27 protein-coding genes and 1 other RNA gene are annotated in these 26,426 nt (G+C 67.6%); 8 read left to right on the top strand and 20 right to left on the bottom strand.

Annotated features, from left to right (window positions below; genetic code table 11):
• The first annotated feature begins 48 nt into the window (after positions 1 to 48).
• Positions 49 to 1,473, top strand: coding sequence for a type I glutamate--ammonia ligase (glnA, locus tag QRN21_RS17200; RefSeq protein WP_053096279.1), 1,425 nt, complete (start codon positions 49 to 51; stop codon positions 1,471 to 1,473).
• Positions 1,474 to 1,716: 243 nt separating this feature from the next.
• On the opposite strand, the gene QRN21_RS17195 is transcribed toward glnA (QRN21_RS17200), so the two are convergent.
• Positions 1,717 to 1,956, bottom strand: a complete 240-nt coding sequence (locus tag QRN21_RS17195; RefSeq protein ID WP_285365440.1) for a hypothetical protein — start codon at positions 1,954 to 1,956, stop codon at positions 1,717 to 1,719.
• A gap of 49 nt (positions 1,957 to 2,005) precedes the next feature.
• Positions 2,006 to 2,194, bottom strand: coding sequence for a glycine zipper domain-containing protein (locus QRN21_RS17190; RefSeq protein WP_285365439.1), 189 nt, complete (start codon positions 2,192 to 2,194; stop codon positions 2,006 to 2,008).
• Between the two features lie 141 nt (positions 2,195 to 2,335).
• On the opposite strand from QRN21_RS17190, the gene QRN21_RS17185 reads away from it, so the two are divergent.
• On the top strand, positions 2,336 to 3,490 hold the full coding sequence (locus QRN21_RS17185; RefSeq protein ID WP_082586596.1) for an AI-2E family transporter: 1,155 nt from the start codon (positions 2,336 to 2,338) through the stop codon (positions 3,488 to 3,490).
• Here the strand turns inward: QRN21_RS17185 and QRN21_RS17180 are convergent.
• From QRN21_RS17180 to QRN21_RS17165, 4 genes are read right to left on the bottom strand one after another with little or no spacing between them, the layout of a single operon-like run.
• A complete protein-coding gene (locus QRN21_RS17180) occupies positions 3,477 to 4,406 on the bottom strand; it encodes a diacylglycerol/lipid kinase family protein (RefSeq protein ID WP_053096286.1) in 930 nt (309 codons plus the stop codon). The genes QRN21_RS17185 and QRN21_RS17180 overlap by 14 nt on opposite strands.
• Before the next feature lie 9 nt (positions 4,407 to 4,415).
• A complete protein-coding gene (locus QRN21_RS17175) occupies positions 4,416 to 7,391 on the bottom strand; it encodes a bifunctional [glutamine synthetase] adenylyltransferase/[glutamine synthetase]-adenylyl-L-tyrosine phosphorylase (RefSeq protein WP_285365437.1) in 2,976 nt (991 codons plus the stop codon).
• Between the two features lie 9 nt (positions 7,392 to 7,400).
• Positions 7,401 to 8,738, bottom strand: a complete 1,338-nt coding sequence (gene glnA, locus QRN21_RS17170) for a type I glutamate--ammonia ligase (protein WP_042541155.1) — start codon at positions 8,736 to 8,738, stop codon at positions 7,401 to 7,403.
• A 2-nt stretch (positions 8,739 to 8,740) separates the two neighbouring features.
• The gene (locus QRN21_RS17165; RefSeq protein ID WP_053096290.1) at positions 8,741 to 8,953 is read right to left on the bottom strand and encodes a hypothetical protein; all 213 of its coding nucleotides are present in this window, start codon (positions 8,951 to 8,953) and stop codon (positions 8,741 to 8,743) included.
• Between the two features lie 70 nt (positions 8,954 to 9,023).
• Between QRN21_RS17165 and ppgK the strand changes: the two genes are divergently transcribed.
• On the top strand, positions 9,024 to 9,770 hold the full coding sequence (gene ppgK / locus QRN21_RS17160) for a polyphosphate--glucose phosphotransferase (protein WP_053096292.1): 747 nt from the start codon (positions 9,024 to 9,026) through the stop codon (positions 9,768 to 9,770).
• A gap of 178 nt (positions 9,771 to 9,948) precedes the next feature.
• A complete protein-coding gene (locus QRN21_RS17155; protein ID WP_285365435.1) occupies positions 9,949 to 11,436 on the top strand; it encodes an amino acid permease in 1,488 nt (495 codons plus the stop codon).
• 189 nt (positions 11,437 to 11,625) lie between these two features.
• Here the strand turns inward: QRN21_RS17155 and QRN21_RS17150 are convergent, their stop codons facing one another.
• From QRN21_RS17150 to QRN21_RS17130, 5 genes are all read right to left on the bottom strand, one after another.
• Positions 11,626 to 12,150, bottom strand: a complete 525-nt coding sequence (locus tag QRN21_RS17150) for a hypothetical protein (protein WP_285365433.1) — start codon at positions 12,148 to 12,150, stop codon at positions 11,626 to 11,628.
• 61 nt (positions 12,151 to 12,211) lie between these two features.
• Positions 12,212 to 12,568, bottom strand: an RNA gene (gene rnpB / locus QRN21_RS17145) — RNase P RNA component class A.
• Between the two features lie 30 nt (positions 12,569 to 12,598).
• A complete protein-coding gene (locus QRN21_RS17140) occupies positions 12,599 to 14,296 on the bottom strand; it encodes a bifunctional 3'-5' exonuclease/DNA polymerase (RefSeq protein WP_233277324.1) in 1,698 nt (565 codons plus the stop codon).
• A gap of 25 nt (positions 14,297 to 14,321) precedes the next feature.
• Positions 14,322 to 15,053 (bottom strand): zinc ribbon domain-containing protein, encoded by a 732-nt coding sequence (locus QRN21_RS17135; protein WP_053096298.1) that lies wholly within the window; start codon positions 15,051 to 15,053, stop codon positions 14,322 to 14,324.
• Positions 15,054 to 15,087: 34 nt separating this feature from the next.
• Positions 15,088 to 15,510: a YchJ family protein gene (locus tag QRN21_RS17130; RefSeq protein ID WP_285365428.1), complete on the bottom strand. Its 423-nt coding sequence runs from the start codon at positions 15,508 to 15,510 to the stop codon at positions 15,088 to 15,090.
• Between the two features lie 22 nt (positions 15,511 to 15,532).
• Between QRN21_RS17130 and QRN21_RS17125 the strand changes: the two genes are divergently transcribed.
• Entirely contained in the window at positions 15,533 to 16,372 is an 840-nt protein-coding gene (locus tag QRN21_RS17125; RefSeq protein ID WP_072591328.1) for an aldo/keto reductase, read from the top strand.
• Between the two features lie 54 nt (positions 16,373 to 16,426).
• Here QRN21_RS17125 and QRN21_RS17120 read toward each other — a convergent pair whose 3' ends face one another.
• Positions 16,427 to 17,263 (bottom strand): helix-turn-helix transcriptional regulator, encoded by an 837-nt coding sequence (locus tag QRN21_RS17120; RefSeq protein ID WP_285365426.1) that lies wholly within the window; start codon positions 17,261 to 17,263, stop codon positions 16,427 to 16,429.
• Between the two features lie 100 nt (positions 17,264 to 17,363).
• On the opposite strand from QRN21_RS17120, the gene QRN21_RS17115 reads away from it, so the two are divergent.
• Entirely contained in the window at positions 17,364 to 18,128 is a 765-nt protein-coding gene (locus tag QRN21_RS17115; RefSeq protein ID WP_285365425.1) for an SDR family oxidoreductase, read from the top strand.
• 27 nt (positions 18,129 to 18,155) lie between these two features.
• Here QRN21_RS17115 and QRN21_RS17110 read toward each other — a convergent pair whose 3' ends face one another.
• Positions 18,156 to 19,046 (bottom strand): TIGR01777 family oxidoreductase, encoded by an 891-nt coding sequence (locus tag QRN21_RS17110; RefSeq protein WP_285365424.1) that lies wholly within the window; start codon positions 19,044 to 19,046, stop codon positions 18,156 to 18,158.
• Between the two features lie 101 nt (positions 19,047 to 19,147).
• On the opposite strand from QRN21_RS17110, the gene QRN21_RS17105 reads away from it, so the two are divergent.
• The gene (locus QRN21_RS17105; protein ID WP_285365423.1) at positions 19,148 to 19,981 is read left to right on the top strand and encodes a zinc-ribbon domain-containing protein; all 834 of its coding nucleotides are present in this window, start codon (positions 19,148 to 19,150) and stop codon (positions 19,979 to 19,981) included.
• A gap of 29 nt (positions 19,982 to 20,010) precedes the next feature.
• Here the strand turns inward: QRN21_RS17105 and QRN21_RS17100 are convergent, their stop codons facing one another.
• Positions 20,011 to 20,385: a hypothetical protein gene (locus tag QRN21_RS17100; RefSeq protein WP_285365422.1), complete on the bottom strand. Its 375-nt coding sequence runs from the start codon at positions 20,383 to 20,385 to the stop codon at positions 20,011 to 20,013.
• A 131-nt stretch (positions 20,386 to 20,516) separates the two neighbouring features.
• Here QRN21_RS17100 and QRN21_RS17095 point away from each other — a divergent pair, with 131 nt between their 5' ends.
• Positions 20,517 to 21,605, top strand: coding sequence for an AAA family ATPase (locus QRN21_RS17095; protein ID WP_285365421.1), 1,089 nt, complete (start codon positions 20,517 to 20,519; stop codon positions 21,603 to 21,605).
• A gap of 33 nt (positions 21,606 to 21,638) precedes the next feature.
• On the opposite strand, the gene QRN21_RS17090 is transcribed toward QRN21_RS17095, so the two are convergent.
• The 6 genes from QRN21_RS17090 to flgN all read right to left on the bottom strand — a co-directional run bounded on the left by QRN21_RS17090 (position 21,639) and on the right by flgN (position 26,364).
• Complete coding sequence (locus QRN21_RS17090) at positions 21,639 to 22,442, bottom strand: sigma-70 family RNA polymerase sigma factor (RefSeq protein WP_285365419.1); 804 nt, start codon at positions 22,440 to 22,442, stop codon at positions 21,639 to 21,641.
• A gap of 170 nt (positions 22,443 to 22,612) precedes the next feature.
• The gene (locus QRN21_RS17085; RefSeq protein ID WP_053096320.1) at positions 22,613 to 22,927 is read right to left on the bottom strand and encodes an HU family DNA-binding protein; all 315 of its coding nucleotides are present in this window, start codon (positions 22,925 to 22,927) and stop codon (positions 22,613 to 22,615) included.
• Positions 22,928 to 23,168: 241 nt separating this feature from the next.
• Positions 23,169 to 23,567 (bottom strand): flagellar assembly protein FliW, encoded by a 399-nt coding sequence (locus QRN21_RS17080; protein WP_285365417.1) that lies wholly within the window; start codon positions 23,565 to 23,567, stop codon positions 23,169 to 23,171.
• On the bottom strand, positions 23,564 to 24,451 hold the full coding sequence (gene flgL, locus QRN21_RS17075; RefSeq protein WP_072591334.1) for a flagellar hook-associated protein FlgL: 888 nt from the start codon (positions 24,449 to 24,451) through the stop codon (positions 23,564 to 23,566). The genes QRN21_RS17080 and flgL overlap by 4 nt, the downstream gene beginning before the upstream one ends.
• Before the next feature lie 16 nt (positions 24,452 to 24,467).
• Positions 24,468 to 25,874, bottom strand: coding sequence for a flagellar hook-associated protein FlgK (gene flgK, locus QRN21_RS17070; RefSeq protein WP_285365416.1), 1,407 nt, complete (start codon positions 25,872 to 25,874; stop codon positions 24,468 to 24,470).
• 7 nt (positions 25,875 to 25,881) lie between these two features.
• Entirely contained in the window at positions 25,882 to 26,364 is a 483-nt protein-coding gene (flgN, locus tag QRN21_RS17065) for a flagellar export chaperone FlgN (RefSeq protein ID WP_053096323.1), read from the bottom strand.
• Positions 26,365 to 26,426 lie beyond the last annotated feature (62 nt).

Genomic DNA, 26,426 nt, shown 5'->3' with positions numbered 1-26,426 from the left:
TGTGCACAATGGCCGTGAAGCCATCGATCCGCAATCCAGGAGTCGTACATGTTCAAAGATTCGTCCGAGGTGCTGACCTACATCAAGGAGAACGACGTCAAGTTCCTTGACATCCGATTCACTGATCTCCCTGGTGTTCAGCAGCACTTCAACATCCCTGCGGCCACTGTCGACGAGGACTTCTTCGTGGACGGACAGCTGTTCGACGGCTCTTCGATCCGTGGCTTCGCCAGCATCCACGAGTCCGACATGCAGCTCATCCCTGACGTCACGACGGCATACATGGACCCCTTCCGCGAGGCGAGCACCCTCGTGATGATCTTCGACATCTACAACCCGCGCACGGGAGAGATCTACTCGAAGGACCCGCGCCAGGTCGCGAAGAAGGCCGAGAAGTACCTCGCCTCCACCGGCATCGCCGACACGGCGTTCTTCGCCCCCGAGGCCGAGTTCTACATCTTCGACGACGTGCGCTACTCGGTCACCGCCGGCGAGAGCTTCTACAAGGTCGATTCCGAAGAGGCCGCGTGGAACACCGGTCGTGAGGAAGAGGGCGGAAACCTCGCCAACAAGACCCCGTACAAGGGTGGCTACTTCCCCGTCAGCCCGGTCGACAAGACCGCTGACCTGCGCGACGACATCACCCTGAAGCTGATCGACGCCGGGTTCATCCTCGAGCGCTCGCACCACGAGGTCGGCACCGCCGGCCAGCAGGAGATCAACTACCGCTTCGACACCATGGTGCACTCGGCGGACGACATCCTGAAGTTCAAGTACATCGTCAAGAACACCGCCGAAGAGTGGGGCAAGGTCGCCACCTTCATGCCGAAGCCGCTGTACGGCGACAACGGCTCGGGAATGCACACGCACCAGTCGCTGTGGAACGACGGCAAGCCGCTCTTCTACGACGAGGCCGGCTACGGTCAGCTCAGCGACATCGCTCGCTGGTACATCGGCGGCATCCTGGCGCACGCTCCGGCGCTGCTCGCCTTCACGAACCCGACCCTGAACAGCTACCACCGTCTGGTCAAGGGCTTCGAGGCTCCGGTCAACCTGGTCTACTCGGCCGGAAACCGCTCGGCTGCCATCCGCATCCCGATCACGGGCTCCAACCCGAAAGCCAAGCGCATCGAGTTCCGCGCGCCTGACGCATCGGGCAACCCGTACCTCGCCTTCGCCGCGCAGCTCATGGCCGGCCTCGACGGCATCAAGAACCGCATCGAGCCGCACGAGCCCGTCGACAAGGACCTCTACGAGCTTCCCCCCGAGGAGGCGAAGAACATCCCGCAGGTCCCGAACTCGCTGCTCGACTCGCTCGACGCACTGAAGGAGGACCACCAGTTCCTCCTCGAGGGTGGCGTCTTCACCGAGGAGCTCATCGAGACCTGGATCTCGTACAAGTACGAGAACGAGATCCTGCCGATGGCTCAGCGCCCGCATCCGTTCGAGTACGAGCTGTACTTCGGGGTGTAACCAGATCCCGCGGGATTCCGGGGGTAGGTCCGCCGAATCGCACAGAGAGCCCGTCAGGCCATGCCTGGCGGGCTCTCTGTGCGTCTCGCGTAGAGTCTTTCTCGGTCCCGCCCTAGGCGCGTGAGCTCACCCCGGCTCCGCGTCCAGTTTTTCGGAGAGGGAGGCTGCCCGTTCGAGCCGGGCCGGGATGGGCCTACGCGCCCGCTACGGTGTAGCCCTGGGCGACGGACGGCGGCGCCGAGCTCACCGGTCGTGGCTGCGTCGAAGCCCGCGGACCTTGCGCACCTGCCATGCGAGCAGCACGGCCGACCCGGTCACCATGACTCCGATGAGGATCCACTGCGGGAGGGAGTACGCGACGCTCCAGGCCAGCGTGACCAGCACGAGCCCGACCATGTAGGCGAAGAGCAGCGCCGACACCGCAGTCAGCAGCCACTCGCGGCGGTACCGCCACCGTGCACCCCGTCCACCCCGCTTCGCCATGTTCTGAAGACTACGCGAGCCCAGGGCATCCCCGCGGTCGCGGAAGTTCTCACTCGCCGGCGCGCGAATCCACCGCGACGCCGATCGCGACGCCGATCGAGAGACCGAGGCCCATTCCGAGTGCGAGGTTGTCGAACACGGTGAGTCCGAGCCCCGCACCGACGGCGATGCCCAGGCCGAGGCCGACTGCAAGACCGTTCTGCGGCTTCTTCCGCGAATCCTTCTCTGCATCCTCCATGTCATCCACCGTACGAACGCCTCGCGGTCACCGCATCCCCCGCATGGGGGATCCGGCACCCGCACGACCGTGTCGCGCTTGCTTTCACCCGCCCCTACTGGTCAACTGAGGGGTCCGAATGAACACAAGTGGGGGGCCATCATGCGCCGCAAGTACGACAGGCTGCAGCCGAAGAGGGTCCACACCACCGAGACTCCTCCCGCGCAGCCGAAGACAGCGGCGGCGGCGATCGCCCGGATCAACCCGTTCATGTTCGGCCTCCTCGGTGCTCTGGGTGTGCTCGTCGCGCTGATGCTCGGCGGAATCGTCAACCAGCTCGCCACGGTGCTGGTCTACATCGGGGTGGCGATCTTCCTCGCACTCGGGCTCGACCCGATCGTCTCGTTCATCGAACGCAAGCTCCCTCGCCCGGCCGCCGTCGCCATCGTCGTGTCCGTCGTGATCCTGGTCTTCGCCGGCATCATCCTGGCCATCGTGCCTCTTCTCATCGAGCAGGTGACCAACCTGATCCAGGACGGCCCGAAGATGGTCGAGGACTTCATGGCCAGCGCCTGGTTCAAGGACGTGAGCGAGCAGTTCGGCTCCACCTTCGACGACGCGGCGCAGGGCGTGCTGAGCTTCGTCCAGGATCCGGGCAACATCCTCAACATCAGCGGCGGAGTCTTCGCGGTCGGCGCCGGCATCGCCGGCGGCTTCACCGGCGTCACCATCGTGCTCATCCTGACCCTGTACTTCATGGCCTCGCTGCGCAGCATGAAGCGCGTCGCGGTGCGCTTCGTCCCGTCCTACCAGCGCGACACCTTCGGAGGGCTCCTCGAAGACGTCTCCGGCGCCGTCGGGCGCTACGTGATGGGGCAGGCCAGCCTGGCGCTCATCAACGGCATCCTGAGCCTGATCGTGCTGAGCATCATCGGAGCCCCCGTGCCGGCGCTTCTCGCGCTGATCGCCTTCATCGGCTCGATGATCCCGCTCGTCGGAACGTTGAGCGCCTCGATCATCAATGCGCTGATCTGCCTCATCGTGAGCCCGGTGACCGCTCTCATCGCGTTCGGCTATTACCTCGTCTACATGCAGATCGAGGCATACGTCCTGTCCCCGCGAATCATGAACAAGGCGGTCGCCGTTCCCGGAGCACTCGTGGTGATCGCGGCCGTCGCCGGTGGCGCACTCGGCGGGATCCTCGGCGCACTCGTCGCCATCCCCGTCGCCGCGAGCATCATCATCATCGTGCAGAAGGTCGTCTTCCCGACGCAGGACAGCAAGGTCGTCCCACCGGGAACCCTCAGCGAACGGTGAGGGCGGCGGGCTGGACCCGCACGGTGAAGTCGGAGATGTGTCCGACCTCTTCGCCATCGATCTCGAACATCTGCGGTGACGCGAGCTGCACGCGCACCCGCTCCGCGGAGATGTGCGTCGTCGAGTCGGTGCTCACAGCGGTGTCGACATTGCCCATCATGCGACGGATGCCGTTCTCCCACACGAAGGCACGGACGGTGTCGAGCCACTGGAGGGGCCCTTCGGCGCTCACGAGCAGCATGTCGAGCAACCCGTCGTCGAGCACTGCATCCGGCAGGAGACGGATGCCGCCCTGCAGCATGCCGCAGTTGCCGATCAGCATGGTGTGACCGCGAAGCCCCTGCGGCTCCTGATCGTCGAGCGTCAGGGTGATGTCGGTCATCTCGGTGCCGGCGAGAGCACGTCCCATCGCCTCGACGTAGGCGATCCATCCGGCTCGGTTCTTCAGGTCCTCGTCGGTCTCGACCAGCATCTGCGCGTCGATGCCGAAACCGACCATCACCACGAACGCGTGCTCGGTGCCGTCGTGGTCGACCCAGCCCATGTCGATCCGCTGCGGCTCGCCGTCGCGCACCCGAACCAACGCGGCGGGGATGTCGTTCAGGGGGATCTCGAGGTTCCGCGCGAGCAGGTTGCCCGTGCCCTGCGGCACGATGCCCAGCGCGGCGTCCGTGCCCGCCAACGATTCAGCGACCGCCCGGACGGTGCCGTCGCCGCCGACGGCGATCACCACGTCGCAGCCTGCGGCCACAGCTTCGGCGGCCATTCCCCGCCCCGGGTCCTCGATGCTGGTCTCCCACCACTCGACAGGAGTGCCGACACCGTCGGAGACGAAGGTCTCGGCGACGGCTGCGCGCAGCGAGTCCCCATCGACCTTCGAGGGGTTCCAGATCACACCGAGCTTCGAGATCGTCATGGAGCCAGGCTAGCCGTAGAAGAGCTGCTCGAATGCCCGGCGCGCACGCCGGGTCACGCCGAGGTAGTCGTCGTCGAGAATGCTCGCCGAACGGTCGGGGTACCCGAGCAGCCGACCGATGGCGTCGAGGTCGCGCGGATCCGTCGGGAGCACGTCGCTCGTCTTGCCCGTGTAGAGGGTGATCGCAGATCGCAGACGGCTCGACAGCAGCCACGCGGCCCGGAGGAGATCGGCGGATTCGGCGGGAACGTAGCCTGCGTCGACGGCCGCCTGGAGCGCCGTGAGCGTCGACGTGGTGCGCAGGGCCGGTACGTCATGGGCGTGCTGCAGCTGGAGCAGCTGCACCAGCCACTCGACGTCGCTCAGCGTGCCCGGACCGAGCTTCAGGTGTCGACGAGGATCGACTCCCTGAGGCAGCCGCTCCCCCTCGACTCGCGCCTTGATGCGCTTGATCTCGCGGGTTCCCTGCAGGTCGATCTCGGCGGGGTAGCGGATGCTGTCGGCGAGGGCGGTGAACTTCTCGATGAGAGTCGCGCTGCCCGCCACGCCTCTCGCCCGCAGGAGTGCCTGAGCCTCCCAGGAGAGCGACCAGCGCCGGTAGTACTCCGCATACGCGTCGATCGATCGGACGACGGGTCCGTTGCGTCCCTCCGGACGGAGATCGGCATCGAGGTCCAACGGCACACGGTGGTCGGTGAGGTGCTCTCGGAGGCCGGCGACGATGCGCGTGGCGAGCGTCTGCGCGCGTTGCGGATCGACGCCGTTCGCGTCGTACACGTAGAGGATGTCGGCATCGGAGCCGAAGCCCAGCTCCGCTCCCCCGAACCGCCCCATGCCGATCACCGCGAAGTCGAGCGCCTCATCGTCGAGCGGGACGATCTCGCGGCGGACCGCGCGCAGCGCCGCCTGGATCGTCGCGTCGGTGATCTCGGTCAGGGACGTCGCGATCTGCTCGATCGAGAGCACGTCGAGGACGCCGCCCATCGCCGTTCGCAGCAGCTCGCGCCGCCGCAGCGCTCGCACCGCCTGCAGCGCGTCGCCGACGTTCCTGTGCCGCGTCTGGATGGCCCTGGCCTCCTCGTCGAGAGCGGCCCCGCTGCGGGGCCGCAGCAGCTCGCTGCTGTCGAGCCAGGCGACGGACTCGGGTATCCACTCCATGAGCTCGCCGACGTAGCGCGACGACGAGAGGAGGCGCGTCAGGCTCTCGGCAGCGCCCGAGGAATCACGCAGCATCCGGAGGAACCAGGGAGTGTCGCCGAGGCGTTCGCTGATGCGACGGAACGCGATCAACGCATAGTCGGGGTCGCTGCCGTCGGCGAACCAGCGCACCATCACGGGCATGAGATGCCGCTGGATGGTCGCCTTGCGGCTCAATCCGGTGGTGAGTGCACCGATGTGGCGCAGGGCGCCGGCCGGATCCCGGAAGCCGATCGCCATGAGCCGGTCGTGCGCCTGTGCCGTGGACAGCGTGCGCTCCTCTTCCGGCAGCGCCGCCACAGCGCTCAGGAGAGGCCGGTAGAACAGGCGGGTGTGGATGTCGCGCACCTCCCGCCGCACGCTCTCCCAGCGCGCCCAGATCGCTTCACCGGACTCGCCCAGGCCGGTGCTGCGCGCGAGCACCCGGAGGCCCGCCGGTGTGCGGGGCATCAGGTGGGTGCGGCTGAGCTCGCGGAGCTGCAACCTGTGCTCCATCAACCGCAGCACGCAGTAGTCATCGGCGAAAGACGCAGCCTCGGCCCGGCCGATGTAGCCGCCCTCCACCAGGGCGTCGAGGCTCTCGAGTGTGCCCCGCGTGCGCAGACGGGGGTCTGTGAGGCCGTGCACGAGCTGCAGCAGCTGCACGGTGAACTCGATGTCCCGCAGGCCGCCCGAGCCGAGTTTGAGCTGGTACGGGGCATCCTCGGGGTCGATGTGCTCCATGACCCGCTCGCGCATGCGCTGCACGCTGTCGACGAAGTTCTCACGCGCGGCACTGGAGAAGACCTTCGGCTGCACGGCGGCGATGTACTCGGCGCCGAGCTCCGCATCGCCCGCGAGGGGTCGCGCCTTCAGAAGCGCCTGGAACTCCCAGCTCTTCGCCCAGCGGTCGTAGTAGGCCAGGTGCGAGCCGAGCGACCGGACGAGCGCGCCCTGCTTGCCTTCGGGACGGAGCGCGGCGTCGACCTCCCACAGCGGGGGCTCGACCTCGATGCCGCTCAGTCCTCGCATCGTCTCCCTCGCGAGACGGGTCGCGATGTCGATCGCGCGCGACTCCGGGACGGCGTCCTCGTCTGCGGTTCCGCCGACGAAGATCACATCGACATCGCTGACGTAGTTCAGCTCGCGTGCACCCGCCTTGCCCATGCCGATGATCGCCAGCTGCGTGGCCGCGACCTGCTCGCGACTCATCGTGTCGACCAAGCGCCGACGCGCGATCGCCAGAGACGCCTCCAGCGCCGCGCCCGCGATATCGGCCAGCGCGGCGGCGACATCCGCGACGATGCGCACAGGATTGTGCGCCGTCAGGTCGATCGCGGCGATCAGAGCGAGGTTGCGGCGATACGCCACACGCAGCGTGACCACCGCGCTGTCATCGCCCGACTCGGCGAATCCGTCGCGCGCTCCGACGGCCTCGAGCATCCGATCGCGCAGCTCGTGCGCAGACGGCAGTTCGGTGGACGTGTCGCCGAGCACCGAGATCTCGGTCGGATGCCGCAGGAAGAAGTCGGCGAAGCCCTGCGACGCCCCGAACACCCGCCACGCACGTCGGCGCGCCCGCTGGTCGGTGAACAGGGCGGCGATGGGGGCCGCATCGCGCCGTGCCACGCGCAGCATCCCCTCGACCGCCGCATCGGGGTCGGCCGCGTCCGCCTCGCTGAGCAGAAGTGAGCGCTCGACTCCGATCAGGGTCGCGAGCTCAGTGAGATTCGCCGCCGCCTCACTGAGCTCGGCGAACCCCAGCCTGGCCAGCGCGGAGAGAGAGACAGAGTCGTCCGAACGGGCCATCGGCGACGCTCAGAGCAGCTCGAGGTTGTTCTTCAGCTCCAGCGGAGTGACCTGGCCGCGGTAGGCCTCCCACTCCTTGCGCTTGTTGAGCAGCACGTAGTTGAAGACCGATTCGCCGAGGGTCTCGGCGACGAGTTCGGAGCTCTCCATGTACTCGAGCGCGTGGTCGAGGCTCGCCGGAAGCGCAGAATAGCCGAGCGCGCGGCGCTCTGCGTCGCTGAGCGACCACACGTTGTCCTCGGCCTCGGGAGGCAGCTCGTACTCCTCCTCGATGCCCTTGAGGCCGGCCGCGAGCATGAGGGCGTACGCGAGATACGGGTTGGCTGCCGAGTCGAGCGCGCGGTACTCGACACGCGACGAACCGCCCTTGTTGGGCTTGTACATCGGCACGCGCACCAGAGCGGAGCGGTTGTTGTGGCCCCAGGTGACGAAGCTCGGAGCCTCGTCGCCGCCCCAGAGCCGCTTGTAGGAGTTCACGAACTGGTTGGTCACCGCCGCCATCTCGTTGGCGTGTCGCAGCAGGCCGGCGATGAAGTGTCGTCCGGTCTTGGAGAGCTGGTACTTGGCGCCCTCTTCATAGAACGCGTTGCGCTCGCCCTCGAAGAGCGACATGTGCGTGTGCATGCCGCTTCCGGGGTGACCGCTCAGCGGCTTCGGCATGAAGGTGGCGTAGACGCCCTGCTCGATCGCGACCTCTTTGATGACGGTGCGGAAGGTCATGACGTTGTCGGCCATCGTCAGCGCGTCCGCGTAGCGCAGGTCGATCTCGTTCTGACCCGGGCCGCCCTCGTGGTGGCTGAACTCGACGGAGATGCCGAGATCCTCGAGCATCCGCACGGAACGGCGGCGGAAGTCGTGCGCCGTGCCGCCGGGAACGTTGTCGAAGTAGCCGGCGGAGTCGACCGGAACCGGACCCTCAGGGCCGAACGACGACGACTTGAGGAGGTAGAACTCGATCTCGGGGTGCGTGTAGAACGTGAATCCGGCATCCGCCGCCTTGGCGAGCGTGCGCTTGAGCACATGGCGGGGGTCGGAGACGGCAGGACGGCCGTCCGGCGTCGTGATGTCGCAGAACATGCGCGCGGTCGGGTCGATCTCGCCGCGCCACGGCAGGGTCTGGAAGGTGGTGGGGTCGGGCTGGGCGAGCAGGTCGGACTCGTAGCTGCGGGTCAGGCCCTCGATGGCCGAGCCGTCGAATCCGATGCCCTCGGCGAATGCGCCCTCAACCTCGGCCGGCGCGATGGCGACGGACTTGAGCGTGCCGATGACATCGGTGAACCACAGGCGGACGAACTTGACGCCGCGCTCTTCGATCGTCCTTAGGACGAAATCCCTCTGCTTGTCCACGGTCACTCGGCCTTGCCGATACCGGCGTCCCAGCCGCTCTCGGCTGCTTCCTCCTCAGCCCAGGCGCGCGAACGCTCCTTGAGCTTCTCTGGAGCCCGAGACGCCTCAGCCTCGGTGTCGAAGGGGCCGACGCGGTCGGCCGATGCGGAGATCATGCCGAATTCCACCTGGCCGGTCTCCAGGTTGTACCAGTACTTCTCATCGCCGTTCGACATGGCCGATCCCCTTCTTCACGTGGTGTCATCGATCCTACTGGCGCTGAGCGTGGTCGCTAAGCTAACCAGCATGGCAAAAGCGATCGGCGTCGACATCGGCGGCACGGGTATCAAGGCAGGTCTGGTCGACCTCGAGCACGGCACCATGGCCTCGGACAGGGTACGCGTACCCACTCCTGAGGGCGCATCACCGCAGGACGTCCTGCAGGCCGTGCAGACGGTTCTGAAGACGCTCGACGTCAAGGACACGACTCTTCCCCTCGGCGTGGCGTTCCCGGCGATCGTCAAGCGCGGCAAGACGCTCTCGGCCGCCAACGTCTCGAAGGAATGGATCGACTTCGACGCCGAGCGGTTCTTCCGCGACGGGCTCGGGCGCAACATCGTCTTCGTCAACGATGCGGATGCCGCCGGCGTCGCGGAGGCCCGCCACGGCGCGGCGCGGGATGTGCGCGGCTTCACGCTGCTCACGACCCTCGGCACGGGCATCGGCTCGGCATTCCTGTACGACGGAGTCCTGCTGCCGAACACCGAGCTCGGCCACCTGAACTTCGGCGAGTACGAGTCGGTCGAGACGTATGCAGCCACCTCGGCGCGCGAGCGCGAGGGACTCAGCTGGGCGGAGTGGGCGGAACGTCTGCAGAAGTTCTACTCGCACATCGAGTTCCTCTTCAGCCCCGACCTGTTCGTGGTCGGCGGCGGAGTGTCGAAGAACGCCGGTGACTTCCTCCCGCTTCTCGACCTCAAGACACCGATCGTCCCGGCGATCCACCGCAACAACTCCGGCATCATTGGCGCGGCTTCGCTCGCCGGCGACTGATTCCCCGACTTCAGAGACGACGAAGGCCCCGCCGATCCGGCGGGGCCTTCGTCGCGTCCGGGATTGCGGCGCGTCTCACCGGATCACCCGCGCGGCGGCCCGGCGACGTGACACTATGGCACCCCGCCCGTCTGCGCCTCGACGGTGAGACCGGACGGCAATGAAAGGCAGCGTCGAGATGAACGAACCATCCGAATCATCATGGGACCGGCCGGTATCGCCGGAGACGACAGCCGGGATGGTGCCCGTCGACAGACCACAGGCGAAGAAGCTGCGGTCGCGTCACGTCACCATGATCACCCTCGGCGGCATCATCGGCGCGAGCCTGTTCGTCGGATCCGGGAATGTCATCCGCGCCGTGGGTCCGGCCGCCGTGCTGTCGTACCTCATCGGCGGCCTGCTCGTCTTCCTCGCCATGCGCATGCTGGGCGAGATGGCGGCGTCGCGCCCGGCGATCGGCTCGTTCATGGAATATGCGCGAGTGGGCCTCGGCAACTGGGCCGCCTACCTCGTGGGATGGCTGTACTGGTACTTCTGGGTCGGAGTCCTCGCGTATGAGGCGGTGCTGGGCGGCGAGACGATGGCGAGCTGGTTCCCCGCCGTGCCGTCATGGGCCTGGTCGCTGATCCTCATCGGCATCTTCGTCGGCACGAACATCATCTCGGTGCGCGCGTTCGGCGAGGTGGAGTTCTGGCTCGCCAGCGTCAAGGTGCTCGCGATCGTCGTCTTCCTCGGCGCGGGTCTGCTGTTCGCCTTCGGCCTGTGGCCGAACTCGGAGGTGTCGATCTCCAACCTCTGGGAACACGGCGGATTCGCCCCGAACGGCTTCGGAGTCGCGTTCACGGGTGTGGCCCTGGTGATCTTCTCGTACTTCGGCACCGAGATCGCCGTCATGGCCTCCGCCGAATCGGAGGATCCCGCCAAGGGCATCCGTCAGGCGACGAGCACGATCATCTGGCGCATCCTGCTGTTCTTCGTCGGCTCGGTGCTCATCATCGTCACCGTGGTGCCCTGGAACGAACTGCCTGTGCCGACCGACGTCGCCAACGCGCCCTTCACCTACGCCCTCGAGCAGTTCGGCATCCCGGGCGCGAGCATCATCATGCAGCTCGTGATCTTCACGGCGGTGATCTCGGTGCTCAACTCGGGCCTGTACTCGGCGTCGCGCATGTTCGCGGCCCTCGCCGAGCAGGGCTTCGCGCCGAAGATCGTGGCGAAGCGGTCGAAGAGCGGCGTCCCGGTGATGGCGCTGCTCGCCTCGACCAGCGGCGGCCTGATCGCAACGCTCGTGAACTTCTTCACCCCGGGATCGGGCATCTTCGACTTCATCATGAACTCCGCGGGCCTGGTCGCACTGTTCGTGTACGTCTTCATCGCCGTCACACAGTGGCGACTCCGCCAGAAGATGACGCCGGAAGAGGTGGCGAACCTGAAACTCAAGATGTGGCTGCACCCCTGGCTGAACGTGCTCCTGATCGCGTGCATCGCCGCGGTGATCGTCGTGATGATGTTCAGCGAAGGGGGTCGCACCCAGGTCTGGACGAGCCTCGTCGCCACCGGCGCTCTCGTGCTGTTCTGGCCACTGGTGCGACGTAACCTCGCGCGCAGGAAGCTCGAAGATTCCATGCCCCGAAAGGATCAGCCGGGGCAGGACCGTCTGGCGTGACGACCACGCCGATGCCGTGAGCGAGAGAAAAGAGCGCCCCGGGGAACCTGGGGAATTCGCGGGGCGCTCGCCAGCATGCTGGGGACCTGCTGGCAGGTGACCCAGAAGTCGCGGTCACGCGCACAACATATCAAGATAACTAGCTAAGCAAAAGACTTGCTCGGCAATGCAACTGCGATCGCCCCGCTCTCACTGACGCTGCGGCTCCCTCACGAACGGCTCCGTCACGAGCGGCTCCATGGCTCCCGGTCCCAGCGTGAGCACATCACCGGGGTACAGCATCGAACCCAGACGGCTGTAGGTCATCGCCGCATAGACGTCCGTGCACAGCCGCTCCCTCACGGCGGATGGCGCATCCCCCGCCGCGACCGTGTAAGTCGAGATGAGCCCGTCTGCCGTATGCGTGACCGTGCCGCGAGCGAAGTGGGTCTCGCCGTTGTCCACCGGTGCGACACCGTTCCATGTCGCGTAGAAGGTGGGTTCCTCGTCTCCCTCGCTGTATCCCGGGATCGAGATCATCGACAGCACCGTGCAGCGACTCGCCTCTGCGGGTGGGGTCGGTGTCGGCGCGGGCGTGTCGCTCGGCGTCGGCACAGCCGCGGGCTGAACGGCTGCCGTGGTCGCTGCGACCTCAGGCATCGTGGCGGTGCACCCGCTGAGCGCTGCGAGTGACAGAGCCGCGAGGAGCGTCGTGGCGGCAGAACGGTTCGACATGCCCGAACGCTATCGAGCATCCGGCCAGGAAGCCAGCGCGGCCCTGCTCAGGAGGTGGGTGCGAATGGGCCGACCTGTACGCCGGGTTCTGTTCCGGGGTTCTTCGCCCCTTCGACGGCCATCTCTCTCGGCGACACGTTGCCGTGGCACTCTAGCGGTCTACCCGAGGACTCGGCGAGCCGCGTCAACATCCTCTGTCTGACCTTGCTCCGGACGAGGTTTACCTGGCGGGCCATGTCACCATGGCCCCCGGTGGTCTCTTACACCACCCTTTCACCCTTACCCCTTGCGGGGCGGTCTGCTCTCTGTGGCACTTTCTCGCGGATTGCTCCGGGTGGGCGTTACCCACCGTCCTGCCCTGAGGAGCCCGGACGTTCCTCGGTGCGGTTGCCCGCCACGCGGCCGTCCAGTCGACCCATTCACAGCTCCAGTCTACGACCAGGCTGCGCTACTTCTCCGCCGACTCCGCGATGCGGAGATCGAGCGGCACGTCGATCGGGAAGTTGCCGAAGAGGCGGCGGGTGGCCACAGCCGCGGCCTCGCGCACCGCGTCGGCCGCAGCATCCGCCTGCTCCTGCGGGACATGCAGGATCACCTCGTCGTGCAGGAAGAAGGCCAGGTGCGCGCGGGAGCCGAAGATCCCGGATGCCGGAGCTTCGCGCTCCGCGACGGGGAGCAGTTGCAGGCGATGCCTGATCTCAGCCAGCCAGATCAACGACCACTCGGCCGCGGTCCCCTGCACCACGAAGTTGCGCGTGAAGCGGCCCCAGTCGCGGGCCCGACGCCGGGCGAGGGCGACCTCGGCAGGGTCGGCATCCGCGCCCGTAGCCGCAGCCTGCATCGCCTCCCACTCCGTCGACGGGCGAGGAGACGATCGTCCCAACCACGTCGAGACGACTCCCCCGTCCTCTCCGAAACGGGCGGCGCGGTCGACGAGGGCCATCGCGCGCGGGTACACCTTGCGCAATCGAGGGACCAACCTGCCGCTGTCACCGGTGGTCGCGCCGTACATCGCCCCGAGGACGGCGTACTTGGCCTCCTCTCGCGTGGCAACCGCGCCGGACTCGACGACACCCTCATAGAGGTCCTTGCCCTGGGCCGCCCGGGCCATCGCGCGGTCACCGGCCATGCCGGCCAGCATCCGCGGCTCGAGCTGCGCGACATCCGCGACGACGAGCGTCCATCCGTCGTCAGCGCGCACGGCGGCGCGCAGATTGCGCGGCAGCTGGAGGGCGCCGCCACCCGCCGATGCCCATCGTCCCGTCACGACACCGCCCGTGATGTAGATCGGTCGGAACCGGCCGTCGTGCACCCACTCGGCGAGCCAGGCCCACCCGTTGGCGCTCAGCAGCCGAGACAGCTTCTTGTAGGCCAGGAGCGGTTCGACCACGGCGTGGCTGTGCTGGGCGAGTTCCCACCGGCTCGTCGACTCGACCTGCACGCCGACGCGGTGCAGAGCGCGCAGCAGCTTCGGCTGGCTCTCGAGGTTGAGCGTGGGGTCGCTGAGGATCGAGCGCACCCTCTCGCCCTGAGCCACCATGCGGCTGGGAAGGCCACCCGCGATCGGTCGAGTGCCCAGGATCTCGGTGAGGATGCCGTCGTGCACGGACTCGTTCCACGGCAGGCCGGCAGCGCGCATCTCCTCGGCGATGAGGCCACCCGCCGACTCGGCCGACGTGAGCAGGGTCAGCCGCCCGTCCTTGCTGTCGCGCAGGACTCGGCGCTGCTCGCGGTACTGATCGAGCGCATCCGCCACGGGGTCGTGCGAATCGCTGTGCTCGGCGACCTCGAACAATGCCGGTGCGTCGTCGACGGGTTCGCGTCGCACCCACGATGCGGACGGTGCGAGCGGACGAGCGACGGTGTCGGTGTCGCGGAGGATCGCGTGGCAGAGCACCAGGTCGTGCGATCGGCCGAGAAGAACACCCGAGGCGAGCAGCACGGGGTAGATCTCTCGGGCGCTGCGGATCACCCACCGGGGCGGATCGACGCGTTCCTGCTCGGCCACCCACACCGGCATCTCGGTCGGAGAGAGCTCTGTGCGCGCGACCTCGACATCGTCCGAGTCGAGCTCCACGGCGATGTATGCACCGGTCGCGCCCTTGACCAGGGCGATCCGACGTTCGGTCTGGAGCCGCGAGCTCACCGCCGTCGCGCTCGCGGCGCGCGGATCACAGCCCGGATTCCTCGGTGCGCACCAGGATGCACCCGCACTCGGGGCAGGACACCACGAGGTCGTCTGCCGCATTGCGGATGTCGTTCAGGTCGGTGCCGGGGAGCAGGATCCGACATCCCTCGCACGTTCCGCGGGTGAGCAGCGCCGCACCGGCGCTGTTCGCAGCGCGACGCGTGTACTCGGCGAGGAGCGGCGCCGGAAGGGTCGCCGTGACCGCCTCACGGTCGCGAGTCAACTGCGCGATCAGATCGGTCGCAGTGGCGACGTCGGCCTTGGCCTGAGCGGTGAGCGCGGTGCCCTCCGCGGTGGTCGTCCCGAGCAGTGCCTGCTGAGCGGCGACCGCCGCGTCTGCGTCCTCCACGCGCCCCATGACGTCGAGCTCGATATCCTCGAGATCGCTCTGGCGCTTGGCGAGACTGGCGATCTCGTGCTCGAGAGCCTGCGCCTCCTTCGAGTTCGTCGCCGTGGCCAGTCGATCGGCGTCACGGGCGCGACGCTGTTCGACGAGCTTCACATCGGCTTCGAGACGCGTGAGCTCGGTGCGAACGTCATCGCGCACACCCGTCAGAGTCGTCAGCTCTCGGAGCTGCTCCTGACGGATGGCGACGAGCTCGGCGATGCGAGCGGCCTGCGGCGGCTTGGTGCGCGCGCGCTCAGCCTGCGCGATGCGCCGGTCCAGGTCGGCGACGTCGAGCAGGATGCGCTGGTGTTCTGGGCTGGCGTTCACGCTCTCAAATCTAGTCGCTGCCCAGCCCCGTCCATCACCCGACCTGTCCGTCGAGGTACAGCCAACTGCGCTCCTCCCGCACGAAGCGGCTCCGTTCACGCAGCGAACCGCGCTCGGCATCCTGCCGCCAGAACGCCTCGAACTCGACCACGCCCTCTCGGTCGAAGGGTCCGCCGTCGACCCGATCGATGATCACGAGCCGCCGCCACACCACGTCGAGGTCGAGGTCGAGGTCGGTCGGACGGGTCGACGGATGCCAGGACGCCAGGAGGTACGTGGCATCCCCGATCGCGAACGCCGTGAACCGGGAGCGCATCAGGCGTTCGGCCGTCGGCGCAGCGGCGCCGCCGAGCAGCGGGCCGCAGCATCCGCCGAAGAGATCTCCGGAGCCACAGGGACACCGCTCGGCATTATCGGGGACACCGTCATCCGACGCCATCCTCTGCACCACGCTCATCGCTCCAGCGTACGCTGGCGCCATGACGGCTCTTCCTCACTTCACGGCACACAACGGCTTCGCTCTTCCGGCTCTCGGACTCGGAACATACGCGCTCGACGGCGACGCGGGTGCGGATGCGGTCACCACGGCGATCGGGGCCGGATACCGCCTGATCGACTCGGCCTTCAACTACGAGAACGAGGGGTCAGTCGGTCGCGGCGTGCGCGCATCCGACGTGGACGCCGCAGAGCTCATCGTCACGACCAAGCTGCCCGGACGCCATCACCCGCGCGCGAAGGCGCGGACGAGCATCGAGGAGAGCCGGTCGCGGCTCGGGGTCGACGCGATCGATCTGCATCTGATCCACTGGCCGAACCCGCAGCAGGACGAGTACGTGCAGGCCTGGGAGGCGCTGGTCGACGCTCAGCGGCGCGGCGTCGTGAGGCAGATCGGCGTCTCGAACTTCCTGCCGGAGCACCTCGAGCGCATCGAGCGGGAGACCGGGGTCAGGCCCGTCGTGAACCAGATCGAGGTGCACCCGTACTTCCCGCAGACCGATCAGCTCGCCTACCACCGGGAGCACGGCATCCTCACCGAAGCATGGAGTCCTCTCGGTCGGGCGAAGCAACTCATCGAGGAGAGGGTGATCGGCGAGGTGGCTGCCGCCCATGGGATCTCCCCCGCGCAGACCGTGCTCGCCTGGCATGTGGCACGCGAGACCGTCGCGATCCCGAAGGCGTCGTCGCTCGAGCATCAGGTGTCGAACCTCGCGGCCGGAGCGATCGTGCTGTCGGATGCGGAGGTCGAGGCGATCACGGCGCTCGGACGCCCCGATGGGCGACTGTTCGACGCGGATCCCGCATCGCACGAGGAGTCCTGAGGCGTCCTGAGGCGTCTCGGTCGTAGAGCCTCGGACGACGGCGCGTCACGGCTCTCAGACGCGCTGCGTCCCGAGCACTCTGAGCAGCTCGAGCTTGCTCTCGGCGTCGCTGCCCGGCGCCGCTGTCAGGACGATGAGCGCCTGGGATTCGTCCTCGGTGAAAAGCGCCTGGCAGTCGACTTCGATCGGACCGATCTCGGGATGGATCAGGACCTTGTGGTCTTCGAAGCGCCGCCTGACCTCGTGCACCTCCCACAGCTGTGCGAACTCCGGGCTGAGCGACGCGAGCTCGCGGACGATCTCGCCGGCGCGAGACCGCTCGCCCAGGGCGCCATAGGCGGATCGGAGGGAGGCCACGAGCACACGACTGTGACGCGGATGATCCTCCTCCGGGTACCGCCGGCGCTCGTCGTCCGGGTGCGCGAACCAGCGGTAGATCCCACTGCGCTCGATCCCCTCCAGACCGCTCGCGTCGCCGAGCAGAGCGCGTGCTGCGTCATTCTGGATCAGCATCTCGTCGAGCGCGGAGACGACGAATGCGGGCGTGTCGTGAAGCCGGTCGAGCACGCGGAGCATCCCCGGATGCACGTAGTCGGTGAAGATCGTGCGGTCCGGTGCGCTGTGTCCGCAGACCCGATGCAGGTAGTCACGCTCGTCGGGGGTCAGACGCAGCGCCCGTGCGAGCGAGCCGAGGATCTGCACGCTGGGCTGCGGCCCGCGCTGCTGCTCGAGCCGCGCGTAGTAGTCGGTCGACATGGCGGCGAGCTGCGCGACCTCCTCGCGTCGAAGCCCGGGGGTGCGTCGACGCGCCCCCGCACCGAGGCCGACGTCGGACGGCTTCAGCTGCTCCCTGCGACGCACGAGGAACTCGGCCAGTGCTTCTCTGTCCACCTCTGCAGTATCTCGTGCTCTGCCTCGCGCATCCAGGGACGCCCGATCCCTGGATGCGCCATCTCTGGAGGGCCTGGGCGAGAGCACGAAGAGTGGACGTATGAACATCAGCGGAAACACCATCTTCATCCCCGGTGCCACGAGCGGTATCGGCCTCGCCCTCGCTCTGCGGCTCAGCGATCGGGGCAACACCGTGATCGTGGGCGGGCGTCGCGCCGAGCTGCTCGACGAGATCGCCGCGGCGAACCCGGGCATCCACACCGTCCGGATCGACACGACGGACGCCGACAGCATCCGCGCGGCCGCGCAGACGGTCATGGCCGCCCACCCCTCGCTCAACGTGGTCATCCCGATGGCCGGGATCATGCGGGTCGAGGACTGGACGTCGCCCGAAGGGTTCCTCGACGACGCCGAGGCCACCGTCACCACCAACCTCCTGGGTCCGATCCGGCTGATCGCGGCCTTCATCGAGCACCTGCGCACCATGCCGGACGCGACGATCATGACGGTGTCGTCCGGTCTGGCCTTCGCGCCGCTTCGCGTGACGCCCACCTACAACGCGACGAAAGCGGCCATCCACATGCTCAGCGAATCTCTGCGTCTGCAGCTCGCCGACACGAGTGTGAGCGTGCTCGAGCTCGAACCGCCCTCCGTCCGCACCTCGCTCATGCCGGGGCAGGAGACCAGCGAGTTCGCGATGCCGCTCGACGAGTTCGTCAGCGAGGTCGTCGACCTGATCGAGACCCAGCCGAATGCGACCGAGATCCAGGTCGAGAACGTGAAGTTCCTGCGCTACGGCGAAGCCCGGGGAGACTATGCGCAGGTGGTCGAGACACTCAATCGGCGCGACCCGCACGGGCACTGAGCCTGCACGGCAGTCGTCGTCGCCCGATCACAGCGCGGCGTCGACGGCCTGCTGGGCTGTCCCGTGCCGAAACTCGAAGCCCGAGCCTTCGAGCGCGCCGGGTCTGACGTCCGCATCGGAGAGCAGCAGCGAATCGGCGGCCGACCGACTCAGCGCGAGCCGGAGGGCCCAGGCAGGAGCCGGGATCCAGAACGGTCGGCGCATCCTCTTCGCGAGGGCGCGACCGATGTCGTTCGCCGAGGCACGCGTCGGCCCGGTGAAGTTGACGGGCCCCTCGAGGCGCTGGTCGATCACGTGTCGGATGCCGCGCACCTCATCGTCGAGAGAGATCCATGGCCAGATCTGGGTGCCGGGCCCGATCGGACCGGCGACCCCGAAGCGAGTGAGCTGGATGAGCGGCTTCAGCACACCCTTGCGATGGATGATCGGAGCGGTGCGCAGCAGCGCGACCGTCGTCTGCTCCCCCGCGCGCAGCGCCTCCTGCTCCCATCGGACGCACAGCTGCGCCAGGAACGTGTCGCCCGCGAGCGACGCCTCGGTCAGCACCTCGCCCGGCGCCGAGCCGTAGTAGCCGACAGCGGATGCCGACACGAACGCCGGAGCATCGTCTCGCAGGGTGCGCACCGCCGTCGCGAGCGTGCGGGTGCCCGTCAGTCGGGACTCGACGAGTTCGCGGCGATACCGTCGCGTCCAAGGCAGACGCCCGACGCTCGCACCACCCAGCGCGACCACGGCGACAGCGCCCGCCAGCACATCGGGGTCGAGCTCGCGCTCCCCCGGCATCCACTGCACCTCAGAGGGATCACGCGGAGGGCGACGCACGAGGGTCGTCACCTCCACACCGTCCGACCGCAGCGACGAGGCGAGCGCCGTGCCGATCAGGCCCGATGCGCCACTGATCACGATCCGCTGCGGCATGACGACTCCCTCTGTCCGTTCATCGGACTCATTGCTCTCCGCGAGTCTGTCACGTCCAGCCCCTCCTGGCGATGTCCGGAGTGCCCGGTAGGTTGCCCGACGTGACCGAACCCGTGCAGTCGTGGTGGGCGAGACGCCAGTTCTCGCGAGGACGGGAGGTGCCCTACGAGATCGGCACCTATCGTTCGCAGTGGGCCGCCTACCCCGAACTGATCCGCCAGTACCACCCCGAACTCAATCACGGCATCGCACTCTCGCAGGTGCCGTTGGCGGCCGATGTGCTGTTGTGCTGGGAATGCCGAGTGGGCCATCGTTTCGCCGCCACCCCCACTGAGCAGCGCGAACGCCCCGGGCGGGTGCGCCGCCAGTCGGCGTGGTGCCCGGAATGCTCGACGCTCGCCAGGCCCCAGCCGGTCGTGCTGGGCGAAGCCCGCGCGATACCCCGACGGCCGAAACGCCCGCTCACCCTCTGCAGCAAGACGCCCGATCTCCCCTCCGGCGAAGCCTTCTCCAGCGTCTGCGCCCCGGCACCGGCATCCGCCGCCGAGGCCAGACTCCGCGCGATGCTCGCCGCCCGCATCTCCGTCACGACCGGTGTCAACGCGGTCAAAGTCTCTCGCCCGTTCTTCCGCCATACCGAGGTGTGGCCGGACATCCTGCTGCCGGAGCTCCGTGTCGCGATCGAGTACGACACGGTCGGGCGCCACGGACTCGAGCATGTCGGCACCCGCGAGCAGACCGATCTCCGCAAGGATCGCGCCCTGCGCTCCGCCGGCTGGGAGGTGATCCGGGTTCGCACCGGACGGCTCGAACCACTGGGACCCCACGATCTGCAGATGCCTTCGGTGACCGCGCGGGGAATCGATCGCATCATCGACGAGCTTCGCGGGATCCGCGGGGCGCTGATCGTCGACGCGTTCCTGACGCCGGCCTGACGGTGCCGCCGGGAGTGGCAGGCTCGCGCTCAGCCCTCGGGGAGATCGCCCGCCTGCTTCACGACCGCATCCCACTCGGACTGCAGGAAGATGGCCTCGCCGGCGGCGACGATCTGGGCGTTGTCGTTCGGCCCGAGCTCCGGCCGCATGGTGAGTCCGCCGACCTCGAGGCTCGGGATGCTCTGCCTGATGCACTCGACGCTGCCGCGCACCAGCAGCTCCGCCGTCTGCTCCGGTGTCGTCGCGGCGCCCATCACGGCATCGTCATGGGCGATGAGGATCACCTGCCATTCGGGCTGACGATCGTCAGGATCCAGCGTGTACTGCAGCAGCCCCTGCGGCGCGGCCTCGACCACGATGACGATCGACCCCGCGATCGGCTGCTCGCCTGCGTTCGTCCCCATAGCGGTTCCCCTGACCCGGGCGTCCCCACGCCCGCTGTCCGCTCAGGGTACTGCGAAATTATCTCGCCGAACGCCTTACGACAGTCCGATCTCAACCGATATATCAACACGGGGAGCGAAGGAGAAGGATCTTGACCAGCACCTACATCGAGACGGGCGGACACGTCCGCGTCTACGACGACGCCGTCCGCACGCATCATGAGTTCCCTCTCGGCACCTATCGGGTGCACTTCACCTCGAAAGAGGGCTTCAGCCTGATCAAGATCGACGACCTCACCGTCGGCACCGAGCGCGTCTACGGCGGCCGAGACAGGAAGGTCGACAAGATCTTCCGGTCCTACGCCCTCTCGGACCGCAGCCTGGGCGTGATGCTCTCCGGCGACAAGGGGATCGGCAAGACGCTGTTCCTTCGCATGGTCGCCGAGGAGGCCCTCGAGCAGTGCCTGCCCGTCGTGATCGTCTCAGAGGACAACGACGGCATCGTGGAGTTCCTGGACACCCTCGACGAGTGTCTGATCATCTTCGACGAGTTCGAGAAGATCTTCCCCGCTGGCCGCCGCGGGGGCGCAGAGGGAGGCAATCGACAGAACCAGTTCCTGTCCCTGTTCGACGGCCTCTCGTCCGTGAAGCGCATCTACTGCCTCACGGTGAACGACATCAGCGACGTCAGCACGTACATCGTCAATCGCCCCGGCCGGTTCCACTACCACATGCGATTCGAGTACCCCGGTCCCGACGAGGTGCGCCAGTACCTCATCGATCAGGCCCCCCACGCGGACCCGGACGAGATCGAGAACGTCGCGCTGTTCTCGCGTCGCGCTCGCCTCAATTACGACCACCTCCGCGCCATCGCCTTCGAACTCGAGCAGCCGGACGCACTGTTCGCGGACGTCGTGGAGGATCTCAACATCAAGGCGGTCGAACCGAGCACCTATCGCATCGAGGCTCGCTTCCCCGACGGCAAGGTGTGGTCGGATGAGGTCGAGATGAACCTCTTCGAGCGCGGCGACGTCGGTCGCACGTTCGAGCTGCGCTACGCGACACGGTCGATCTTCGCCTCGTTCGTGCCGAAGGATCTCATCTTCGAGCCGGACGGCGGCATCTTCGTGCCGATCCACAAGCTCGAGCTGCTCGACGATGAGGATGAAGAGCCCGAGGTCTACCCGACGACGGTCAGTCTCATCCTGGTGGGTCAGCCCAGCTACGGCTTCGGTCTCTGACGGCCCTGCGGCCACGCGCGTGCGCGCGACGGATCAGACGCCGACCGCGTGCGACAGTATCGCGCGCGTGAACCGCTGACCGCCGGCAGCGAGGCGCTCGAAGTACGCGTCCAGCGCCGACGCGGAGGACCGCGCTGCCGGTGCTGCCTCACGCTGAGGGGTGTCGGCGTAGTGCCGATCCAGCGCATCTCGAAGCATGCGCACGGCTTCCGCACGCTGCTGCGAGACGGCGGCGTGGGAGACGCCCAGCTGCTCCGCGAGATCCTTGACCGTGCGGTCCTCGAAATAGATCGCCGTGATGATCGCCCGCTTGCGCTCCGGCAGGGCGTCGACGGCGCGCCGCAGGAACTCGTCGCGCTCGGAGGCGATGACGAGCTCCTCGGGCAGGTAGCCGGTCCACACGATCTCCGGCGCGTCCGGCGCATCGAGACTCGTCAGCAGACGCTCGGCGTCGGCGAGCCCTTCGCGCGCGACGGCGGTGTCGACGCCCATGGCTGCTGCGATCTCCGCCACAGTGGGCGTGCGACCGAGGGCGGCCGTGAGTGTCTGTCGGACCTTCGTCGTCTGCTTGGCTCGCACCCGAACATCTCGAGGCGCCCAGTCCATCGACCGCAGCTCGTCTTTCAGCGCCCAGTTGACGCGTCCTCGAGCGAACGCGCCGAAGGGCACGCCGAGGGTCGCGTCGAACTTCTCGGCCGCGCGGACCAGCGCGAACGCACCGGCAGAGGCGAGGTCGTCACGGGAGACATGCGTGAGTCGAGACGCCACATATGCCGTCGCCGCGCCGACGATGTGCAGGTGATCGACCACGAGCTGGTTGCGGGCACGCATAGGCATCGGATTCGCCTCTTTCACTGTAAGTGCAAGCCCTCCCCAGCGACTCACAGCGCGGCCTCTCCCCAGTGGCCAGAACTACATCTGACTACAGACTAGGGGTGCGACGGGCAAGAAATATCCCCGGAGGCCAAAACCTCCGGGGATTCTCGTTTACGTTCAGATAACGATGACTAATCGTTCACCTTGACGCGGCGGTTCACCTCGCGCGTCGCGGAGAACTTCAGCACGGTGTAGTCGTTGACCTCGGCGTCTCCGTCGTCCTTCGCGAACTGCACCCGGTGCCCCTTGTGCGTCTGCGGATAGAACTTGCCGAAGTTGGTGAGTGTGACCGTGTTCCCGCGGCCCACGAGGTCGAGGAGCTCGTCGATCATCGCGTTGTACGCCGTCTGTGCGGCCTGAACCGAGATGCCACCGCGTCGTGCGAATCTCTGCACGAACTCCCGCTTGCTCACCCGATTCGTCTCGAGCGTCCTTGATGTGCTCATGTCGTCTTCCGTCCCATGGAATGTCGCTCGTCACCGAGCGTCGTGCGCTGTACCCCTACCAACCGCATCCATGACGTGCCCCAGGTCCCGATCTCCTGCGACGACGCCGGGATCCCGCCAGTACCCCAGCCTGTGCTCTTAGAGGATAGATGCTCTTCCTTGATATATGCGGTGAATCTCGGAATTCTCCCCGTGCCGGGAGCCCACCATGTCGAAAGAGCCGTCGAACGTCACGCCCTGCTCAGGCACCCAGCAGGGCGCGGATCGGGTAGCGCTGATCCTCGAGGATCGCCTGTGCGGCACGGCCGGATCCGGTGTGGATCAGGATCGGCGCACGCAGGTTGATGTACACGCCGTCGGCAGAGGGGTTCGCCACGACGAACACCCGGATCTCCGACTCGTCGGCGGCGCCGATCTCGGACCGCACGTCCGCGGGGATGCTCGGCTCGTAGCCGTAGTCTCCGGATCGCGGGTCGAGGAGGAACAGGCGGACGTCGGCATTCCTCGCGCGCAGCGCGTGCAGGCCCTCCGCTCCGTCGATCTGCTCGAGGGTGAAAGAGGTGTGCGGGGCGAGTCCGGGCATCGGCGAAGCGAACTCGACGTCGAGCGTCGCCGTCGTCCGGTCAGTGGGTGCGCTCATCGCAGGAACTCCATCAGGTTGGTCTGCAGCGAGCGGGCCGTCACCTGCAGGGCGGATTGGAACACGAGCTCGGCCGACTGCAGGTGCACGAGCACCTCGAGACTGTCGACGTTCTCGACCTCGGCACGGCGCGCTTCGAGGTCGATCGACGAGGAGAGATTCTGCGCCGACGCCCGCTCGATCTGCACCTGACGAGCGCCCGTGGATCCGCGAGCCGCGGTGACGTCCTTCAGCCGCGCATCGATGTCGCCGAGACGCGAGCCGACCTCGGCACCGCTGCGCAGTTCCGCCGCGATGTCGTTCAGCAGGGCGAAGGCGCTGTCGGCCCCTTCGCCGAACGCCTGAGCGCCGTCGAAGTCCACGCGCACGGTCTCGTTCTCGCTGATGCGGCGATGCACGCCGTCGCCCGCGCCGCCGTTGAAGCTGAAGGTGGTGGGATCGAACGCGGCTCCCGCATCGCTCGTTCCCGCGAAGACGCTGCGGCCGAGCACCCTCGTGTTCGCCTTGGCGAGCAGCTCTGCGCTGATCGACTCGAGCTCCTGGGCGATCGACTCGCGAGCGGTCGGGCTCAGCGCGCCCGAGTTCGCTCCCTGTGCGGTGAGATCACGCGCGCGGTTGAGCAGATCGGCGCTCGCGCCGAGAGCGGTGTCGACCGTGGTCACCCACGCCATCCCGTCGCTGAGGTTGCGGGCGAACTGAGCGACGCGCGCCTGATCACCGTGCACACCGAGCGCCGTGGCCGCGGCGGCCGGATCGTCGCTCGGCGAGCGGAAGGCGCGCTGCGACGCGGCCTGATCCTGCAGCCGTGCGCGATCCGCGAGGTTGGTCTGCAGTGTGCGCAGCGACTGCTGCGTCATGGTGCTGGTCGTGATTCGACCGATCATTTCACTCTCCCCAGAGTCAGCGGCCGACGAGGCCGGTGCGGTTGATCAACAGATCCAGTGCCTCGTCGACGGCCGTCAGAACGCGAGCCGCCGCCTGGTATGCGGTCTGGTAGGTCAGGAGGTTGATCGTCTCCTCGTCGCCGTCCACCGAGGCGTTCGACTGCTGCGCGGTGACCGCCGCGACCGCGCCCATATCGGCGATGTCCGCGCGTTGCAGGTCCCCGGCGACGGCGACTGCGAAGCCGGTGACGAACGTCGACCACGTCTTGCTGGGCCCCGTCGCAGATGTCCCCAGCGCACTGATGCGGTCGGCGATGGTGGTGTCCTTCGCGCCCGCACCCGGCGCTGCCAGTGCCAGCTGATCGAGTCCCGTCGGGACGACACGGAGTCCCAGCGCCGCCGGACCCGAACCGTCGAGCGCGAAGAAGTCGCCTCCGGCCGCTCCCGACGAGGTGACGCCGGTGCGGTGCACATCGTTCACGGCGGTCGCGAGCGCGGTCGCCGTCTCGTTGTAGGCGGCCGCGACACCGGCGAGCGTCCCCCCGTCGGACGCGGGGGCCAGAGCGCTGATCGTGCCGCCGACGACGCCACCCGTGATCGGCACCGCGAGGTTCGGTCGATCCGCCCATGAGACGGTGATCCGACCTGCGTCCGCGATGTCACGCGGTCCGCTCGCGACGAGCGCTCGGCTGCTGTCGCCCGACACGAGCGCATTGCCGTCGACGCGAAGAGTCAGTGTGCCGTCCGGCTCGACGATGCCCTTCGCACCGACGGCCGACGAGAGCTGCTGGGCGAGGACGCTGCGCTGGTCCATGAGCTCGTTGGCGTTGCGCCCCGATTGCAGCGCCTCCCTGATCTGCCCGTTGAGAGTGGCCACCTGGCTCGCAGCGGCGTTGACGTCGGCGAGCTGACCGTCGACCTGACTGCGCAGGTCGTTCCACTGCCCCGCAATGGTCTGGTAGCCCTCCGCGATCTGTCCGATGAGCACGTCGGCATTCGAGAGCACGACCTGCGCCGCTGCCGGATCCGGCGTGTTGGCGAGGTCGGACCAGCCCGACCAGAACCTGTTGAGGTTCGCCGCGAGACCGTCCTTCGTGGGTTCGGCCAGCACGTCCTCTGCGCGGCTCGCTGCCGTCGCACGAGCCGACCAGAAGCCGGAGGTCGACAGCGCGTCGCGCACACGGGCATCGAGGATGTCGTCGCCGAGCCTCGCGATCCCGGTCACGCCCACTCCCCCGCCGATGGCGATGCCGGATGGCCAGAGCCCCGTCTGCCCCGGCGCCGAGAGCGAGGTCTGCTCCACCCGCTGGCGCGTGTAGCCCGGAGTCGTCTGGTTGGCGATGTTCTGACCCGTGACGGTCATCCCCGCGCGTGCGGCCGAGAGCGCGGATTCTGCGAGGCGGAGCCCTGCGAAGGAAGACATGGTTACCTCAGACCCTGGTGTCGAGAAGTCGGGCGTCCGCGCCGCGGACGACGTCGCCGTGCGTGTCGTATTCGCCGGTCGGCACCCCGAGGCCGGCGATCGTCTCCTGCGTCACCCGGATCGCCGTGCGCAGACGCTGCTCGTTGACCTTCTTCATGTCGCCGATCTCGTCGGCCAGAGTGGTCATGGCCTCGAGATGACCCGACAGGATCTCGCGCCACGCGTCGGTCGGCGCAGCCTCGATCAGATCGCGGAGCGTCGTCGCCTCGGGCACGCCCCACTCGTCAGCCACCGCGATGACCAGCGTGTCGCGCGACAGTGCGACGGTCGGCATGGCCGCGAGGACCCGCTCGATCTCGTTCGCCGCATGGTGGATCCACCGGTTGCGTCCGGTCGCGAGCAGCATCTGCTGCTCGTCGAGCTTGAACAGCAGCACCTCCAGCAGATCGCGCTCTCGCATCAGTTGCATGCTCAGGTCGTGAGCGGCCACGATTCGTCACCTCGTCATGTCGCGGTTTCCATGACGGGATCGCCCGTCACATGAACGACTAT

Origin of the sequence: Microbacterium sp. LMC-P-041 (assembly GCF_030209555.1) — a bacterium.
Taxonomy (GTDB): Bacteria; Actinomycetota; Actinomycetes; order Actinomycetales; family Microbacteriaceae; genus Microbacterium.
The sequence above is the reverse complement of the archived record's forward strand: the minus strand, read 5'-3'. Positions and strand labels throughout refer to the sequence as shown.

Coding starts and splice junctions, on each gene's coding strand:
- glnA (WP_053096279.1), top strand. CDS start 49: ATGTTCAAAGATTCGTCCGAGGTGCTGACCTACATCAAGGAGAACGAC.
- QRN21_RS17190 (WP_285365439.1), bottom strand. CDS start 2,194: ATGGAGGATGCAGAGAAGGATTCGCGGAAGAAGCCGCAGAACGGTCTT.
- QRN21_RS17185 (WP_082586596.1), top strand. CDS start 2,336: ATGCGCCGCAAGTACGACAGGCTGCAGCCGAAGAGGGTCCACACCACC.
- QRN21_RS17180 (WP_053096286.1), bottom strand. CDS start 4,406: ATGACGATCTCGAAGCTCGGTGTGATCTGGAACCCCTCGAAGGTCGAT.
- QRN21_RS17175 (WP_285365437.1), bottom strand. CDS start 7,391: ATGGCCCGTTCGGACGACTCTGTCTCTCTCTCCGCGCTGGCCAGGCTG.
- QRN21_RS17090 (WP_285365419.1), bottom strand. CDS start 22,442: ATGCCTATGCGTGCCCGCAACCAGCTCGTGGTCGATCACCTGCACATC.
- QRN21_RS17165 (WP_053096290.1), bottom strand. CDS start 8,953: ATGTCGAACGGCGATGAGAAGTACTGGTACAACCTGGAGACCGGCCAG.
- ppgK (WP_053096292.1), top strand. CDS start 9,024: ATGGCAAAAGCGATCGGCGTCGACATCGGCGGCACGGGTATCAAGGCA.
- QRN21_RS17125 (WP_072591328.1), top strand. CDS start 15,533: ATGACGGCTCTTCCTCACTTCACGGCACACAACGGCTTCGCTCTTCCG.
- QRN21_RS17155 (WP_285365435.1), top strand. CDS start 9,949: ATGAACGAACCATCCGAATCATCATGGGACCGGCCGGTATCGCCGGAG.
- QRN21_RS17110 (WP_285365424.1), bottom strand. CDS start 19,046: ATGCCGCAGCGGATCGTGATCAGTGGCGCATCGGGCCTGATCGGCACG.
- flgK (WP_285365416.1), bottom strand. CDS start 25,874: ATGTCTTCCTTCGCAGGGCTCCGCCTCGCAGAATCCGCGCTCTCGGCC.
- flgL (WP_072591334.1), bottom strand. CDS start 24,451: ATGATCGGTCGAATCACGACCAGCACCATGACGCAGCAGTCGCTGCGC.
- QRN21_RS17100 (WP_285365422.1), bottom strand. CDS start 20,385: ATGGGGACGAACGCAGGCGAGCAGCCGATCGCGGGGTCGATCGTCATC.
- QRN21_RS17080 (WP_285365417.1), bottom strand. CDS start 23,567: ATGAGCGCACCCACTGACCGGACGACGGCGACGCTCGACGTCGAGTTC.
- QRN21_RS17115 (WP_285365425.1), top strand. CDS start 17,364: ATGAACATCAGCGGAAACACCATCTTCATCCCCGGTGCCACGAGCGGT.
- QRN21_RS17130 (WP_285365428.1), bottom strand. CDS start 15,510: ATGAGCGTGGTGCAGAGGATGGCGTCGGATGACGGTGTCCCCGATAAT.
- QRN21_RS17150 (WP_285365433.1), bottom strand. CDS start 12,150: ATGTCGAACCGTTCTGCCGCCACGACGCTCCTCGCGGCTCTGTCACTC.
- QRN21_RS17195 (WP_285365440.1), bottom strand. CDS start 1,956: ATGGCGAAGCGGGGTGGACGGGGTGCACGGTGGCGGTACCGCCGCGAG.
- QRN21_RS17085 (WP_053096320.1), bottom strand. CDS start 22,927: ATGAGCACATCAAGGACGCTCGAGACGAATCGGGTGAGCAAGCGGGAG.